This is a genomic window from Loktanella sp. R86503 (assembly GCF_042466455.1).
Classification (GTDB): Bacteria; Pseudomonadota; Alphaproteobacteria; order Rhodobacterales; family Rhodobacteraceae; genus Loktanella.
The window spans coordinates 2,438,958-2,454,593 of the sequence record NZ_JAXHCI010000002.1; the positions used below are offsets into that span (position 1 = coordinate 2,438,958).

General features: G+C 60.5%; 16 protein-coding genes. 3 read left to right on the forward strand and 13 right to left on the reverse strand.

Annotated features, from left to right (window positions below):
* Positions 1-48: 48 nt before the first annotated feature.
* Positions 49-1,596, forward strand: coding sequence for a Ppx/GppA family phosphatase (locus SJY10_RS12945; RefSeq protein ID WP_386683245.1), 1,548 nt, complete (start codon positions 49-51; stop codon positions 1,594-1,596).
* Here SJY10_RS12945 and SJY10_RS12950 read toward each other — a convergent pair.
* The 6 genes from SJY10_RS12950 to scpA form a co-directional block, all read right to left on the reverse strand.
* Positions 1,593-2,003, reverse strand: coding sequence for a hypothetical protein (locus tag SJY10_RS12950; RefSeq protein WP_386683247.1), 411 nt, complete (start codon positions 2,001-2,003; stop codon positions 1,593-1,595). The two genes, SJY10_RS12945 and SJY10_RS12950, sit on opposite strands and share 4 nt — an antisense overlap.
* Before the next feature lie 5 nt (positions 2,004-2,008).
* Positions 2,009-3,037, reverse strand: a complete 1,029-nt coding sequence (locus SJY10_RS12955) for an endonuclease/exonuclease/phosphatase family protein (protein WP_386684677.1) — start codon at positions 3,035-3,037, stop codon at positions 2,009-2,011.
* 8 nt (positions 3,038-3,045) lie between these two features.
* On the reverse strand, positions 3,046-3,726 hold the full coding sequence (locus SJY10_RS12960) for a TerB family tellurite resistance protein (RefSeq protein WP_386683249.1): 681 nt from the start codon (positions 3,724-3,726) through the stop codon (positions 3,046-3,048).
* Positions 3,727-3,736: 10 nt separating this feature from the next.
* A complete protein-coding gene (locus SJY10_RS12965; protein WP_386683251.1) occupies positions 3,737-4,222 on the reverse strand; it encodes a GNAT family N-acetyltransferase in 486 nt (161 codons plus the stop codon).
* Entirely contained in the window at positions 4,219-4,824 is a 606-nt protein-coding gene (locus SJY10_RS12970; protein WP_386683254.1) for a VOC family protein, read from the reverse strand. Before SJY10_RS12970 ends, SJY10_RS12965 begins: the two co-directional genes overlap by 4 nt.
* 119 nt (positions 4,825-4,943) lie before the next feature.
* Positions 4,944-7,070 carry a methylmalonyl-CoA mutase gene (scpA, locus tag SJY10_RS12975; RefSeq protein WP_386683256.1) on the reverse strand — a complete coding sequence of 709 codons (2,127 nt, stop codon included), beginning with the start codon at positions 7,068-7,070 and terminating at the stop codon, positions 4,944-4,946.
* 253 nt (positions 7,071-7,323) lie between these two features.
* Here scpA and SJY10_RS12980 point away from each other — a divergent pair, with 253 nt between their 5' ends.
* Positions 7,324-7,827 carry a DUF4174 domain-containing protein gene (locus tag SJY10_RS12980; RefSeq protein ID WP_386683258.1) on the forward strand — a complete coding sequence of 168 codons (504 nt, stop codon included), beginning with the start codon at positions 7,324-7,326 and terminating at the stop codon, positions 7,825-7,827.
* A 25-nt stretch (positions 7,828-7,852) separates the two neighbouring features.
* Here the strand turns inward: SJY10_RS12980 and SJY10_RS12985 are convergent, their stop codons facing one another.
* The 6 genes from SJY10_RS12985 to SJY10_RS13010 form a co-directional block, all read right to left on the reverse strand.
* Entirely contained in the window at positions 7,853-8,230 is a 378-nt protein-coding gene (locus SJY10_RS12985) for a hypothetical protein (RefSeq protein ID WP_386683261.1), read from the reverse strand.
* Entirely contained in the window at positions 8,227-10,224 is a 1,998-nt protein-coding gene (locus SJY10_RS12990; RefSeq protein WP_386683264.1) for an acetyl-CoA carboxylase biotin carboxylase subunit, read from the reverse strand. Before SJY10_RS12990 ends, SJY10_RS12985 begins: the two co-directional genes overlap by 4 nt.
* A gap of 93 nt (positions 10,225-10,317) precedes the next feature.
* Positions 10,318-10,542 (reverse strand): hypothetical protein, encoded by a 225-nt coding sequence (locus tag SJY10_RS12995; protein WP_386683266.1) that lies wholly within the window; start codon positions 10,540-10,542, stop codon positions 10,318-10,320.
* Between the two features lie 190 nt (positions 10,543-10,732).
* A complete protein-coding gene (locus tag SJY10_RS13000; protein WP_386683269.1) occupies positions 10,733-11,077 on the reverse strand; it encodes a hypothetical protein in 345 nt (114 codons plus the stop codon).
* 331 nt (positions 11,078-11,408) lie between these two features.
* Positions 11,409-11,777, reverse strand: coding sequence for a DUF6497 family protein (locus SJY10_RS13005; protein ID WP_386683272.1), 369 nt, complete (start codon positions 11,775-11,777; stop codon positions 11,409-11,411).
* Positions 11,778-11,907: 130 nt separating this feature from the next.
* Positions 11,908-13,434: an acyl-CoA carboxylase subunit beta gene (locus tag SJY10_RS13010; RefSeq protein WP_386683275.1), complete on the reverse strand. Its 1,527-nt coding sequence runs from the start codon at positions 13,432-13,434 to the stop codon at positions 11,908-11,910.
* A gap of 257 nt (positions 13,435-13,691) precedes the next feature.
* Between SJY10_RS13010 and SJY10_RS13015 the strand changes: the two genes are divergently transcribed.
* Positions 13,692-14,918: a multidrug effflux MFS transporter gene (locus SJY10_RS13015; protein WP_386683278.1), complete on the forward strand. Its 1,227-nt coding sequence runs from the start codon at positions 13,692-13,694 to the stop codon at positions 14,916-14,918.
* On the opposite strand, the gene SJY10_RS13020 is transcribed toward SJY10_RS13015, so the two are convergent.
* A complete protein-coding gene (locus tag SJY10_RS13020) occupies positions 14,915-15,523 on the reverse strand; it encodes a thermonuclease family protein (RefSeq protein WP_386683281.1) in 609 nt (202 codons plus the stop codon). The two genes, SJY10_RS13015 and SJY10_RS13020, sit on opposite strands and share 4 nt — an antisense overlap.
* Positions 15,524-15,636 lie beyond the last annotated feature (113 nt).

The window sequence follows — 15,636 nt, forward strand, 5'->3', positions numbered from 1 at the left end:
GCAGCGCGTCACATGTTGGTCATCTGAATTGACCGGGACGATCATACGATGACGGACGATACCGCCACCGAAACTATCGACTGGGGCCCGTTTGGCCGTCCGCTGTTCGATGATGCGGCATCCCAGAACCTAAGCCGGGTTGGCGTGGTCGACGTGGGATCGAACTCTGTCCGTCTGGTGGTCTTTGACGGGGCCGCCCGTAGCCCCGCGTATTTCTATAACGAAAAGATCATGTGCGCCCTGGGGGCTGGCCTGTCCGACACTGGCCGCCTGAACCCCGAAGGCCGCGTCCGCGCCTTGTCTGCAATCCGCCGCTTTGCCGCTCTGGCGCAGGGCATGGGCATCGCCCCCCTGACCGCTGTTGCCACCGCCGCCGTCCGCGAAGCCAGCGACGGCCCTGATTTCCGCGCCGAGGTCGAACGTGAAACCGGCATCAAGCTGTGGGTCATCGACGGCGAGGAAGAAGCCCGCCTGTCCGCGCAAGGTGTCCTGCTGGGCTGGCCCGGCAGTTTCGGGACGGTCTGCGACATTGGCGGGTCCAGCATGGAACTGGCCGATCTGTCGGATGGTCGCGTGGGCCGGCGCGTGACATCGCCGCTGGGCCCGCTGAAACTGCGCGAGGTGAAGGGCGGCAAGAAAGCCCTGAAGGCGCATATCAAATCCGTCATCGCCGATCTGCATGAAAAGATGGATCATGAAACCGGCATGCGCCTATTTCTGGTTGGCGGATCGTGGCGTGCCATTGCCCGCGTTGATATGGAACGGCGCGGATATCCCCTGACTGTTCTGCACGAATACCGCATGACGGCCCGCCGGATCGGAGAGACGGCGCAGTATATCGCCGATGCAGACCTGCAAGACCTGCGCAGCCGCTGCGGAATTTCCGACAGCCGTATGTCGCTGGTCCCTCTTGCCGTGCTGGTCCTGAAGGAACTGGTGCGCGTGTTTAAACCCAAGGATGTCGCCGTATCGTCCTATGGCATCCGCGAGGGCATGCTTTACGAACAGATGCCCCGCGCCCTGCGCGAACGCGATCCCCTGATCGAAGCCTGCCGTTTTGCCGAGGCGAAAGACGCCCGCCTGCCCGGCTTTGGGCGGTTGCTGTATGATTTCGTCAAACCGCTATTCCCACGCGCCAACTGGCAACGTCAGCGCATCATCAAAGCTGCCTGCCTGCTGCACGATGTCAGCTGGCGCGCGCACCCCGACTACCGGGCCGAGATTACGTTCGACAATGCGACCCGCGCCAACCTTGGCGGGCTGAAACACAGCGAAAGGGTGCAGCTGGGCCTGGCGCTGATGAAGCGCTATTCCAGCAAAACGCCAGACGGCCGCTTTGCCCCGCTGTTTGCGATGCTGACGCCCGAACAAATGAAAGAGGCCGATATCCTTGGCCGCGCCCTGCGCTTTGGCGCGATGCTTTGGCTGGAAGGCGACACACCGCCAGGCACGATCAAGTGGAGCGCGAAGTCTAAGCACCTGACCCTGATGCTTGCCGCCGGGGCCCGCCCGCTTTACGGCGAGGTGGCAGAGGCACGGCTGACCGCGCTGGCACAGGCCCTCGACGCCACATTCGACGTCAAATTTAAAGGCTAAAGCTCGATTTCCTGCGGGGGGTCCGATGGCACGAACGTCGGGGCGTCCGGTGCCCGGCGGATGATGATATCACCGTTGGGCAGCAATTCAGGCGCGCTGTAATTCTTGATGTCGTCGATCATCGCCATGATATCGGCCAGCGCCGGACCCATCTGATCCGTCAGCGATTTCATCGCCGGACCCATTTGATCCGCGAACTCTTGCAGATCGCGCATCGCAGGTTCAGCCTCGCTCAGCAGACCACGCAGCAGCAGCTTTGCGCCTTCTTCCATCAGACTGCGACCGGGGCGCTGGTCTTCAACCGCGTCCAGCGTTTGGGTGGGCGCTTCGGTCGGCGGATCGGACATTTGCGCCATGGCTGCGACAGCACTCAGCGCAAGGACGGATGCAAGGATGAGCTTTTTCATCCCTATCAGGTAGGGCCGCTGCCACCGCTTGCCAAGGGGACCGGCAAATCCAGCGTCACGGGAAAGTGGTCCGATGCCAAAAGCAAGGCATTGCGCAATGCTTCATTCGCATAACAGGCCGGCGTGTCAAAAGGATGCCAGATGGTCCACTGCGGGCCGCGCGCGGCGACATCGGGGCTGACCATAATGTAATCCAGCAGAACCGACAAAAACGCCCCGTCATGTTCAAACCGGGCAGTGGCAGGCTGCGCTGCGATGCGACCCGACAGCGCCTGCCGTGCGTGAGGATCAAACAAGGGCACAGCGCCAACCTCGCCCAAAACCACTTCAACCCCGGAGCGCCCGAACAGTGCCTCAAATTCATCAAGGCCTGGACCATCATTGAAATCGCCCAGCACGACAACAGGCTGCCCTTTTTGCAAAAGCTGGTCCACCCGCGCGCGCAACCACAAACACTGCGCCAGCTGCTTGCGGCGGTTTTCAATGTTGATCCGCAGCATATGGGCCGCGTCGCCAGCGCCATGCGGAGCCTTGGATTTGGCATGAACTCCGATCAGGCAGATGGGTTTTGCGCCCTGCGGGGTCAGGATCACTTCAAGCGGCGGTTTTGACCAGCGGACAGGCTCTGGCCGGCCGTCGTGGTCCAGATCGACGGAAAAACTGCCATCGAATTGCGGTGCCTGTGGCGCAGCAAACGGCGTATGAACGGCGTCCATTTTGTGCGGATCATACATCAGCGCGATTTCTTGCTGCGTGTCGTTCACAAAACCTGTCAGCACCCGGTTTGTGCGCAGATCGAACCGTTTAGCGAATTTTTCCAAGGCGCGCTGCGTGCTGCGCCTGCGAGAGGTATCAGGCGCTTCGATCACCATGACCGCGTCGGCATCCATGGCTGCAAAAACCGCGCCAAGCGCCGCGATCTGGTCGCGCCGCGTGACGTTCCAGCGACCCGACCATTGTTCATCGTCCAGCAGATCGCCCGCGTCATTGAACAGGTTATTGAACCATTCGACGTTATACGTGGCCAGCCGCAGCGGGCCCGTCACTGCCGCAGATCCGCAATGTCTTCCCATGCGCGGTTGATCGCAACCAGCCGCTTTTCCGCCAGCTTGACCGCCTCTTCCGGCACGCCGCGCGCCAGCATCCGGTCGGGGTGGGTTTCGCGCACCTGCGCGCGCCAGGCGGCGCGGATGGTGTCCATGTCGGCATCCGGCGCAACCCCCAGAACGTCATATGGGTCACGGGCGGCATCAGGCACGAACTGCGCCCGGATGCGGGCAAACCGCCGTTCGTCAAAACCAAAGATATCGGCCACGCGCGACAGAAAGGCATCTTCGCCTGGATGATAGTTGCCGTCGGCAATGGCGATGTGAAACAGCCCTTCCATCAGATCGCACAGCGGGGCGTCGTTGTCGCCAAACATGCGCTTGATGCCCGCGGCATAGTCCTCGAACCCAGCGATATCGGTGCGGGCCATATTGAACAGGCGGGCGGCGTGCGCCTCTTCTTGTGGGGGAATGTGAAAGACTTCGCGAAAGGCGGCGACCTCGGACCGTGTCACGGTGCCATCTGCCTTTGCCATCTTTGCACCCAGCGCGATGACGGCAATGGTAAATGCGACAGAGCGGTCCGGCGGCGTGCGCAGGCGCTCGAACACGGCGAACAGGCTTTCACCTGCGCGCAGGGCGGCAATGGCATCGGCAATGCGGGTCCAGATCGACATGGAACTTAGTCTAAAGCATCTTTTGCAAAAGGATAAGGTCGATCCAGCGATCAAACTTGCGCCCGACCTGCGGCAGATGCGCCACCTGCACAAATCCTATGCGTTCGTGAAAGCGGACCGCGCCCGGATTATCGCCGCTGCACCCGGCCCACATGCTGTGCATCCCCTGCCCCGCGGCGTGATCACAAAGCGCCGCCAACAGGGCACGCCCGGTCCCCAGCCCGCGGGCGGCGGGGGCCAGATGGACCGTGTGTTCGACCGTATGGCGATAGCCGTCGCCGCCCCGAAACGCGCCATAGGTGGCAAATCCGGTGATGTCACCGCCTGCCGTGCTGACCCAGAACGGATGGAGTTTTTCAGCTTTTTCGGCCAGCAGCGCAGCAATACCTGCGGGGGTCTTTTCAATCGCCGTAAAGGTCGCTGTGGTATCGCGGATAACCGGGTTCCAGATGCCGCAGATCGCGGCTGCATCATTACCCGTGGCGGGCCGGATCATAGCGTCACAATTCCGCGGGGTGTTTGTAATGTTAGCGAAAAGCGGACCGGACCCGTGATGAACTGCACGCGGTGATCCACCAGTGGCAGCGTATTTTGTAGCATCTGCGCTTGCGGATGGTGCACCGTCCAATGCTGCAGGCGGCAGGCGCTGTCAGGCAGCCGGTCCACCGGGTGACGTGTACCCGCCGCCCAGCGGATCAATGTCGGCACGCCGCCGTCCAGCGGCAGGCTCCCATCGTCCGGCACGGTAATGTCCCACGCCAGATCGCCGCGAGTTAAAGGCACGGCCGGGCCTGGATCGACGGGCATTTTTGCATGCGCGGCCGACAAATCATCGGTGCGGCAAATCCAGTTGGCGGGGCGCATCGGTCCGGTGAAATCATCAAGCGCGAACCAGGTGGGCCGTCCGGTCGCTGCGGCGTCCGGATCCCGGGCGATAAGTTCCAGATAAATATCCCCCATGCCCAGCAGCATGTTATGGGTGCCGTAGCGTGGATGTTGGCCGCCCGCTTGCAGCGGCGCGCTGATCATATGCGACAGCAGATCGGCAGATGCGGCCAGATCGGTGCAGGCCAGTGCGATGTGGTCAAGGGTCAGCATGTTCGGCTCCGCCAATTGCCTTATTAGAAACACCGGCGCGGCGGATGATGCAAGAGGGGCCGCTCTCTGCGTTGCAAAGAGCGGTGCCTCCGGCGGGAGTTTATCTGGCCAGATGAAGTCTAGTCGCGGGTTGCGCGGATTAAGGTCAAGATATCGGCGGCGGCTTTCGGAATGTTGGTACCCGGGCCAAAAATGGCTTTGACGCCCGCATCGGTCAGGAACTTGTAGTCCTGCTGGGGAATCACACCGCCGCAGATTACAAGGATATCGCCTGCGCCTGCGTCTTCGAGGGCGCGGATCAGTTTGGGGGCAAGGGTTTTATGCCCCGCCGCCTGAGAGCTGATACCGATAACATGGACGTCGTTGTCGATTGCATCCTGTGCTGCCTCTTGCGGAGTCTGGAACAGGGGGCCCACATCGACGTCAAATCCGATGTCGGCAAAGGCGGTGGCGATGACCTTTGCCCCCCGGTCGTGCCCGTCCTGGCCCATTTTGACGACCAGCATGCGCGGGCGGCGGCCCTCTTGTGCGGCGAAGTCTTCGACGTCTTTCTGGATTGCGGCAAAGCCGGCATCGCCGTCATAAGCCGCGCCGTAAACACCGGCGAGTGTTTTAACCTCGGCCCGGTGGCGGCCAAAGACGTTTTCCATCGCGGTCGAGATTTCGCCGACGGTGGCGCGCTGGCGTGCCGCTTCAACGGCGGCTTCTAGCAGATTGCCGCCTTCGCGGGCACGGCGGGTCACTTCGGCAAGGGCCGCATCGCAGGCAGGCTGATCGCGACCATCGCGGGTTACCTTCAGGCGCGCGATCTGGCTGTCACGCACGCCTGCATTGTCGATGTCGCGAATGTCGATCGGGTCCTCTTTGTCCTTGCGGTATTTGTTGACGCCGACGATGACTTCGGTGCCGCGGTCAATATCGGCCTGACGCTTCGCTGCGGTTTCCTCGATCCGCAGTTTGGGCATGCCGGAGGCAACGGCTTTGGTCATGCCGCCCATTTCCTCTACTTCCTCCATCAGCGCCCAGGCGGCCTCGGCCAGATCGTGGGTCAGCTTTTCGACGTAGTAGCTGCCAGCCAGCGGGTCGACGACGTTGGTGACACCGGTTTCCTCTTGCAGGATCAGCTGCGTATTGCGGGCGATGCGGGCGGCGAAGTCGGACGGGAGGGCGATCGCCTCGTCCAGGGCATTGGTATGCAGGGATTGTGTGCCGCCGAGCACGGCGCTCATCGCCTCGTAGGCCGTGCGTACGACGTTGTTGTAGGGGTCCTGTTCCTGCAGGCTGACGCCGCTGGTCTGGCAGTGGGTCCGCAGCATCGACGACTTGGGGTCTTTGGGCTTGAATTCTTCCATGACGCGGGACCACAGCAGGCGGGCGGCGCGCAGCTTTGATGCCTCCATAAAAAAATTCATGCCGATGGCGAAAAAGAACGACAGACGGCCGGCAAAGCTGTCAACGTCCATCCCGGCTGCAATCGCGGCGCGCACATATTCGCGCCCGTCAGCCAGGGTATAGGCCAGCTCCTGCACTAGGTTCGCCCCGGCCTCTTGCATATGGTAGCCAGAGATCGAGATCGAATTGAATTTCGGCATCTCTTTCGCCGTATATTCAATGATATCCGAGATGATCCTCATGCTGGGTTCGGGCGGATAGACATAGGTGTTGCGCACCATGAATTCCTTGAGGATATCATTCTGGATGGTGCCTGACAGCACACGGCGGTCATGGCCCTGCTCTTCTCCGGTGACGATAAAGTTGGCCAGGATCGGGATCACCGCGCCGTTCATGGTCATCGACACGCTGACCTTGTCCAGCGGGATGCCGTCAAAGAGGATTTTCATATCCTCGACGGAATCGATGGCCACACCGGCCTTGCCAACGTCGCCTTCGACGCGGGGATGATCGCTGTCATAGCCGCGGTGCGTCGCCAGATCAAAGGCGACCGAAACCCCCTGCTGGCCGCCCGTAAGGGCTGCCTTGTAAAACGCGTTGGATTCTTCGGCTGTCGAAAACCCCGCGTATTGCCGGATCGTCCAGGGGCGCCCGGCATACATCGTGGCTTTGACGCCGCGCGTATAGGGGGCTGCGCCGGGGATGCCGCCCATGTGGGGCAGATCAGCGATATCATCCGCTGTATAAAGTGGCTGGACATCAATTCCTTCCAGCGTGTGCCAGGTCAGATCGTCAAGGCTGCGGCCACGCAGCTCTTTGGCTGCGATCTTTTCCCATGTAGATTTGTCAGTCATTGGTATCCCCCCAAATGATGTCGTGCGGGCCAGCGGTCGGACGAGGCCCTGCCCTGCGGCCGGCTGTTGTATCATTGATGGCAGCGGCGCGGGCAAAGGTCAAAAACTGCGGCACCGCGCTGCGCGATAACGTCAGATCACTTGCGCAGTGCAGGTCAATCATCGGGCACAGGCCACGCTGTTTGCCGGCGCTGCGCCAAAGCAGGCAATTTGGCGCATCGCAAATCTGCGCGTCGTTGCTATATGGTAGGGTATGATGAAAACTATTTTTACAATGGCTTGCCTTGCCACCCTGTGCGCCGCGCCCGGTCTGGCGCAAACAACGTCTGCGCCTGCCGATTCCGCCAGCGCCCCTGACCAAGATCCCGTTGCCGCGTGGAACGCGGATCGCACCGTGTTTGTCGATGCGGCGGGGCTGGATCTGGACGCTTTCAAATGGATCGCACGCCCTGTGCTGGTCTTTGCAGATTCGCCCAACGACCCGCAATTCGTGCAACAGATAGAGCTGCTAGAAGCCCGCGCGGAAGAGTTGGCCCTGCGGGATGTGGTGGTGATATTCGACACGGACCCCGCCGCCCGCAGCGAAACCCGCCTGCGGCTTAGGCCGCGCGGGTTTATGCTGGCCTTGATGGGCAAAGACGGGGTCGTGAAGGCGCGCAAACCGCGCCCCTGGGATGTGCGAGAATTGTCGCGATCCATCGACAAGATGCCAATGCGCCAGCAGGAAATGCAGGACCGGCGCGGCGTGAACCAGTAACACTGCACCGGCAAAGCAAAGCCTGTCATCGCCGGGCCCGTGCCGCCAGCTTCATCCACCACCACGCCAGTGCCATTAATGCGGTCAGGTTTACCACCAGCACCAAGGGCGGGCTGATCCCCGTGACGGCAAGGATACGGCCGACAAGATACAGCATTCCGTAGACCGCAAGCGCCCCGAAGACATAGGTTTTCATCGGATCAAGCGGCACACCGCAGGCGCGCACAATCCCCCAGAACACGATGACGGCGATCATCGGGGCCGTTACCGCACTGCGCGGCATTTCTGTCGCGTAACTGACGGTGCCAGAGGGGATCATCACCACCAGCGCGCCAAAGGCCACGAGCACTGCAGCAATGCAGGCCACAGCCCAGATCAGAACAAGAGGCGGCTTGCGGGTCATTCAAACTCCATAATGACATCGTCCACGGCAAGGCTGTCACCCGCGCTGGCATTGACCTTGGACACGACACCGCGCCGTTCCGCGCGCAGGATGTTTTCCATCTTCATGGCCTCGACCGTGCACAGGGTCTGCCCCTCTTGCACTTCGTCGCCTGGTGCCACGTCGATTTTGACGATCAGGCCGGGCATGGGGCAAAGCAGCAGCTTGGACGTATCGGCCGGCACCTTTTCCAGCATCAAGGCTGCCAGCTTTGCCTGTCGCGGGCTGCGCACATGTACTTTCAGGTCGGCACCCCGGTGACGCACGCGGTAACCGCCCGGAATACGGGCCGCCTTCAGTACCAGCGGCGTGCCATCGACAGACAACCGCACGAGCGGTTGCCCCGGCAGCCAGTCGCTTTCGACGCGCAGCGTCTGCACCCCGATGGTTACGTCAGCGCCGGCGCGGTCCGCCTTGACCACCGTGTCAAACGACTGGCCCTGCACCGCAACATTCCAGTCGGTTCCGACCATGCGTTCGTGGTTATCCATACGCCCCGTGATGCGCGTGCGGCGGATTTCACTGATGCGATGCATAGCCGTGACGGCCGCCGCGATACGCAACAAGGTATCGTCCCCCAGCGCCACACCGCCGAAGCCGTCGGGAAACTCTTCGGCAATGAATGCCGTTGTCATGTCGCCACTGGTAAACTTGGGGTGGTCCATCACCGCCGCCAGAAATGGAAGGTTATGCCCGATGCCTTCCAGTTCAAACCCGTCCAGCGCAAGGCGCATATGGTCGATCGCCTCGGGCCGGGTCGGGGCCCAGGTACAGAGCTTGGCAATCATCGGGTCGTAGAACATGCTGATCTCGCCGCCTTCGAATACGCCGGTGTCGTTGCGCACGGCATAGGTATCCGTCGCCTCCTCGACCGGGGGGCGATAGCGGGTCAGACGGCCAATGGAAGGCAGAAAGCCACGATAAGGATCCTCTGCATAAAGGCGCGATTCGATGGCCCAACCGTTAATTTTCAAATCGCTTTGCCCAAAGGCTAACTTTTCACCAGCGGCGACCCGGATCATCTGTTCGACCAGATCGATGCCGGTGATCAGTTCCGTGACCGGATGTTCCACCTGCAACCGCGTATTCATCTCAAGGAAATAGAAATTGCGATCCCCGTCCACGATGAACTCCACCGTGCCTGCACTGGTATAGCCGACCGCCTGCGCCAATGCGACGGATTGCGCCCCCATGGCGGCGCGCGTTTCTTCATCAAGGAACGGGCTTGGTGCCTCTTCGATGACCTTCTGGTTCCGGCGCTGGATACTGCATTCGCGTTCATGCAGATAAACCGCATTGCCGTGACCATCGGCCAGAACCTGAATTTCGATGTGCCGCGGCTGGGTCACAAACTTTTCGATAAAGATGCGGTCATCGCCAAAGCTGTTGGCCGCCTCGTTCTTGGATGACTGGAAACCTTCGCGGACTTCGTCTTCTTTCCAGGCGATGCGCATGCCCTTGCCACCGCCGCCAGCGCTGGCCTTGATCATCACCGGATAGCCGATTTCGCCGGCGATCCTGATCGCCTCTTCTGCATCGGCAATCAGGCCCATGTGACCCGGCACCGTGCTGACACCCGCCTCTTGCGCCAGCTTCTTGGACGTAATCTTGTCGCCCATCGCCTCGATCGCGCCGACGGGCGGCCCGATAAAGGCGACACCCGCTGCCTCCAGCGCCTGAGCGAACTTGGGATTTTCCGACAGAAAGCCATAGCCCGGATGCACGGCCTCTGCCCCGGTTTGCCTGATGGCGTCCATGATCTTGTCGATCACGATGTAGGACTGGTTGGCCGGGCTGGGGCCGATATGCACCGCCTCATCCGCCATTTTCACATGCAAGGCATTGCGGTCCGCATCGGAATAGACCGCGACAGTGGCGATCCCCATGCGGCGGGCGGTCTTGATGACGCGGCAAGCAATCTCGCCGCGGTTGGCGATCAGAATTTTCTTAAACATGCGGTTCAGTCCTCCAAACGCAAAACCGCCGCCGAGGCAGAAACCCCGACGGCGGAAATGATCGTCCTTTGCGCCGAAATGGCGCGAAAGAATTTAGCGGGTCGAGCGGCAGATGCCTGCGTCGTCGCACAGCAGGCCAGCAGCCACACCGGCAACAGCCGTTGCAGTCGGGTCAGTGCCCAGAACTTCTGCTGCAACAAGACCGCCGCCAGCGCCGATAACGCCGCGCTCCAGGTCAGTGTCGCCGATGCCGGAACCGGCACATGCGGACAGGCCCAGGGCTGCGATAGGGGCGAGGAGCCAGGATGCTTTGAACATAGTGTGTAGCCTTCAGTTAAGTTTTGAATAAGCGCAAAATCACGCGAGTCAGCGGGCGACTCAAGCCCGATTAGAGACAAAAGGCGCTTTGCCGCCGATTTGTTCCCATAAAAACGATTGCTATGCGATAGCAAACCGAAAAAGCCTGCCGCATCTCGGTGCATATCCGAATAATGATGCGGCAAAGCCATCATGCAAAGATCTCAGGAAAGCTGATGCGCGCACGCGCCACGTCGATGCGCAGCAGCGCATCATAGCTTTCGGGATCAAAGGGGTCATCAACGGCGACAACCTCGCGACCCAACAGCCAGCTTAACCGGCCAGCGTCCAGATTACCGCGGACAAAAGGCTCCTCACCGAAATGGTGCCACAGCGCTTCCATAAAACCCGCGTCTGCCCTCTTGTCGGGCGGCCGGCGGTCGGCATATCGCTCGCGCGCAATCAGCTTGGTTGCGCCGTCCTTGTGCCCGCGGCGGATGACGAATTGATAATCAGTGCCCGGCAGGCGACCCGGAAAACCGCGATGCTTTTCCATTACGCCGCCCCCCACATGGGGTTACTGGTTCGTCGTGACCGCCCCCGGGACAACGCGGGCCTGACCTTTTGATCCGCTGACAGCGACAACGGCCATAAGAGCCATGACGCAAAAAAGTTTAAATCCGTTCGACATTTGCCTGATCTACCTGACTGCCGCAGCCAGCGTTGATCGCCGGTCTGCCATTGTTTCAGGGGCGACTCTGTTGCGCCCCTCGAAACAGTCCTAGCAGGCCATGCGATCCGGCATAGTGTTTTATGCGCAAGATCACGCAACAGTGGCAGGAAAACACCGCTTAAGCGGCGATTAACGGCCATCGCATCCATTGGCATCAAAAATCCTCCCAGATGCAGGTTTGGTCCTTCAACCGAAACGGCTGAAAAAATTGGGTGATTGCAGGATCATAGGTCCCGAAATCGGATGGCGCGTCCGAAACGGACAACACGATTTCGGCCTCGCTCCAGCCATTGCTCTGCAGCGCAGGCACAATCACGCTGTCGCAGACAAATTGCAGATCTTCAATAATATCCGCAAATTCCAGATGTGCGCCTGCCGGGGCTATCGCCGGCACGACAAAGCGAAATCGCGCAATTCCCGCGGCTTCCTCTAGAATCACATCATACAGCGCAAACTCGGTGCCAGACGGCACCGCAATCTGCTGCGCCGTGACGGCCCCGCCCGAAAACAGCGCAGCTGTCAAAGCAACCGCAGGACAAAATCGCGCAAATTGCATCCCGGCAACACACGCCGCATTCATCTGGCCAGAAATACTCCGGGGGGCGGCCGCCACAGGCGGACGGGGGGCTGGCCCCCCTTCCCTGTTGCCGGATCTAAAGCGGAATGTTGTCATGCTTCTTCCACGGGTTCTGCAAAGACTTGCCGCGCAGGGATGCAAAGGCCCGGCACACCCGCTTGCGGGTGGAACGCGGCATGATCACCTCGTCGATGAACCCCTTGCTGGCCGCAACGAACGGATTGGCAAAGCGGTCCTCGTATTCCTTCGTCCGCTCTGCGATTTCTTCGACGCTTTTGCCGCGATGAATGATTTCGGTCGCGCCCTTCGCGCCCATCACCGCAATCTCTGCCGTGGGCCAAGCATAGTTGAAGTCGCCGCGCAAATGCTTTGACGCCATCACGTCATAGGCCCCGCCATAGGCTTTGCGGGTGATGACCGTAACCTTGGGCACCGTCGCCTCGCCATAGGCGAACAGCAGCTTGGCACCGTGCTTGATGACGCCGCCGTATTCCTGTGATGTGCCCGGCAGGAACCCCGGCACATCCACAAGCGTCAGGATCGGAATTTCGAAGGCATCGCAAAACCGCACGAACCGCGCAGCTTTGCGAGAGCTGTCAATATCCAGACATCCCGCCAGCACCATCGGCTGGTTGGCCACGACACCCACGGTGGACCCTTCGAGCCGGATGAAACCGGTCAGGATATTCTTGGCAAAATCCGGCTGAATTTCATAAAAATCGCCTTCATCCGCCAGTTTGTGGATCAGCTCTTTCATGTCATAGGGCGTGTTGGCGTTGTCCGGAATCAGCGTATCAAGGCTGTCTTCAATCCGGTTCACATCGTCAAAGAACGGCCGCGTCGGCACGGTCTTTCGATTGTTCAGCGGCAAAAAGTCGAACAGACGGCGGCATTCGGCAATCGCCTCTACGTCGTTTTCAAACGCGCCATCAGCGACAGAGGATTTTTTGGTATGCGTGCCTGCGCCGCCCAGTTCTTCTGCAGTGACGACCTCGTTCGTGACCGTTTTCACAACGTCGGGGCCGGTCACGAACATGTAGGACGTGTCGCGCACCATAAAGATAAAGTCGGTCATGGCTGGCGAATAGACCGCGCCGCCCGCACAGGGTCCCATGATCAGGCTGATCTGCGGTACAACGCCAGACGCCATCACGTTGCGCTGGAACACCTCGGCGTAGCCGGCAAGCGATGCCACACCTTCCTGAATACGCGCGCCGCCGGAATCATTGATCCCGATCACTGGCGCGCCGTTTTGCATCGCCATATCCATGATCTTGCAAATCTTCAGCGCATGGGTTTCCGACAGCGATCCGCCAAAAACGGTGAAGTCCTGAGAGAACACATAGACCATGCGGCCATTGATCGTGCCCCATCCTGTCACAACTCCGTCGCCCATCGGCGTGCTGTCCTGCATACCAAAATCGGTGGCCCGGTGCGTCACAAAGGCGTCGAATTCCTCGAAGCTGTCTGCGTCCAGCAGCAAATCGATCCGTTCACGCGCAGTGAGTTTGCCTTTGGCGTGTTGGGCCGCAATGCGTTTTTCGCCCCCGCCCAGTTGCGATTCCGCACGCCGCGCCGCCAGCGCGTCCAAGTGATCTTTCATGATATCCCCCCGCAGCCTTCGCCTTGCTTTGACGGGGATCATAGGTTCGCTGCACGCGCAGGTGAAGCCACAAAGCGCGATGAGGTGGCGGAGTTTGTCAAGAAATTTTCCTTTACCGACGTAGGGATGGCGCAGACCGATGGCGTGCAAGGCGTGTTAGCGCTATCCGCAGGCTGGCCTTTTGCGTTCGTTTTTGCACAGCGTGCTGCGCCGTGACGGTCAATGGACAACCTTTGCGTGAATAGTACCTTACCGCGATGCAAACGCCCCCGCACATCCGGTTCTTTGACAACCGCACCCCGCCGCATATTTCCACGCTGATCCTGCTGGCAGGTATTTCCGCCCTGAATATGTCGATCTTTTTGCCCTCTTTGACGCGGATGGCGGAATTTTTTCAAACGGACTATGCCACGATGCAACTGGCCGTTTCGGGATATCTGGCGGCAACGGCTGTGCTTCAGATATTCGTCGGGCCGCTGTCGGACCGGTTCGGGCGGCGCAAGCTGATGTTGGGATCACTGCTGGTCTATGTTGCCGCAACAGTTGGTGCGCTGGTGTCCACGTCCATCACGGCGTTTTTGTGCTTTCGCATCCTGCAAGCGGCTGTCGCCACGGGCATCGTGCTGTCGCGGGCCATCGTGCGCGATATTTATCCTGCGAATGTCAGCGCGTCCAAAATTGGCTATGTCACAATGGGCATGGCCGTCATTCCAATGATCGGGCCGACCATCGGCGGCGTGCTGGATCAGGCCTTTGGGTGGCAGTCGTCGTTTGTATTTCTGTCGCTCGCCGGAATCCTTGTGTTTGCGTTCTGCTATTTCGATCAGGGCGAAACCGTCCGCGCCGGCGGCACAAGCTTTGCCCAGCAATTGCGCAGCTACCCCGACCTTTTGACCGCACCGCGGTTCTGGGGCTATGCTTTGTGCAGCGCGTTCGGCTCCGGCTCTTTCTTTGCCTTCCTAGGAGGAGCGGCGTTTGTTGCAGACCATTTGTACGGTCTATCAGCAATGATGACAGGGGCCGCACTTGGGGCACCGGCGATCGGCTATGCCATCGGCAACTTTCTGACAGGCCGCTATGCAACCCGGTTCGGAATTGATGCCATGGCGGTATCCGGCTGCATCGTCAGCATCATCGGACTGGGTATATCCTTGCTGGTGTCGCTGGCCGGGTTCAACACCGCAGCGCTGTTCTTTGGCTTTTGTACGCTGCTTGGTCTGGGCAATGGTCTGATGCTACCCAATGCCACTGCTGGCCTGCTGTCAGTGCGCCCGCTTTTGGCAGGTACCGCATCGGGCCTTGGCGGTGCGTTGATGATCGGAGGCGGCGCAGCATTATCGCAATTTGCAGGCAGCTTGCTGAACGATACATCTGGCACCATCCCGCTGCAGGTTCTGATGCTGGTCAGCGCGATTTTGTCGCTGGTGTCGATCGGCGTTGTAATCTGGCGCACCCGGGTTCTGGCCGCTCGCCAGCCAGCCTAGCGGCGTGCCGCGCGCCAGCCTGCGGCGCGGGCCTCGCTTTGCGTACAAAACCACCGTTCGCCTTTTGCCACGTTGATTTGCGTCGCGCCGTAATGTTCCTGCCCCGGCATATGATAGATCATACCAGAGCCGCTGATGTTGCCCTTGATCACGCAGCCATCCGGCGCGGCACCTTGGCCTGACTGCGCGGCGCGATACTCTGCCGGGTTCTGCATGGCAACGCCCCAGACGCCCAAGCCTTCGGCGCGGGCGGCTTGTTCGAAGGGAACGTAATCCATGCTATATTGGCGATAGGCCGTCGCAAGGCCCGCTGCGACCATGTCCTGCCCCAGATCGCGGCCCGCCGCAGTGCATTTGGCCACAGTGCGCCCATAGCGGTCGGTATCGCGCGGCGCACAGGACACGGTGTCGTTGCCGATTAACACCTGCATCGCACGCGTGGCAGCCAGACCGCAGGCTGCAGATACTCCGCCCTTGTCCAGACAAGTCTGGCTCGCCTCTGGCGCATCAATGCCGTGCAGGCGGATGCGGGTCTGCCCGATTTGCAACGTGTCGCCATCAATCACCCGCGCCCGGCCAGAGATATCGGCGGCGGCGGCAGGCAATGCACAAAGTAGTAAACAAATGATTAATGATTCTCGCATAGCCCCAAGGTGGGTGCGAAAAGTGGCAGGGTAAAGGCAACTCGGGCTGCCTTTACCGTCAGTTTAATTCAAAA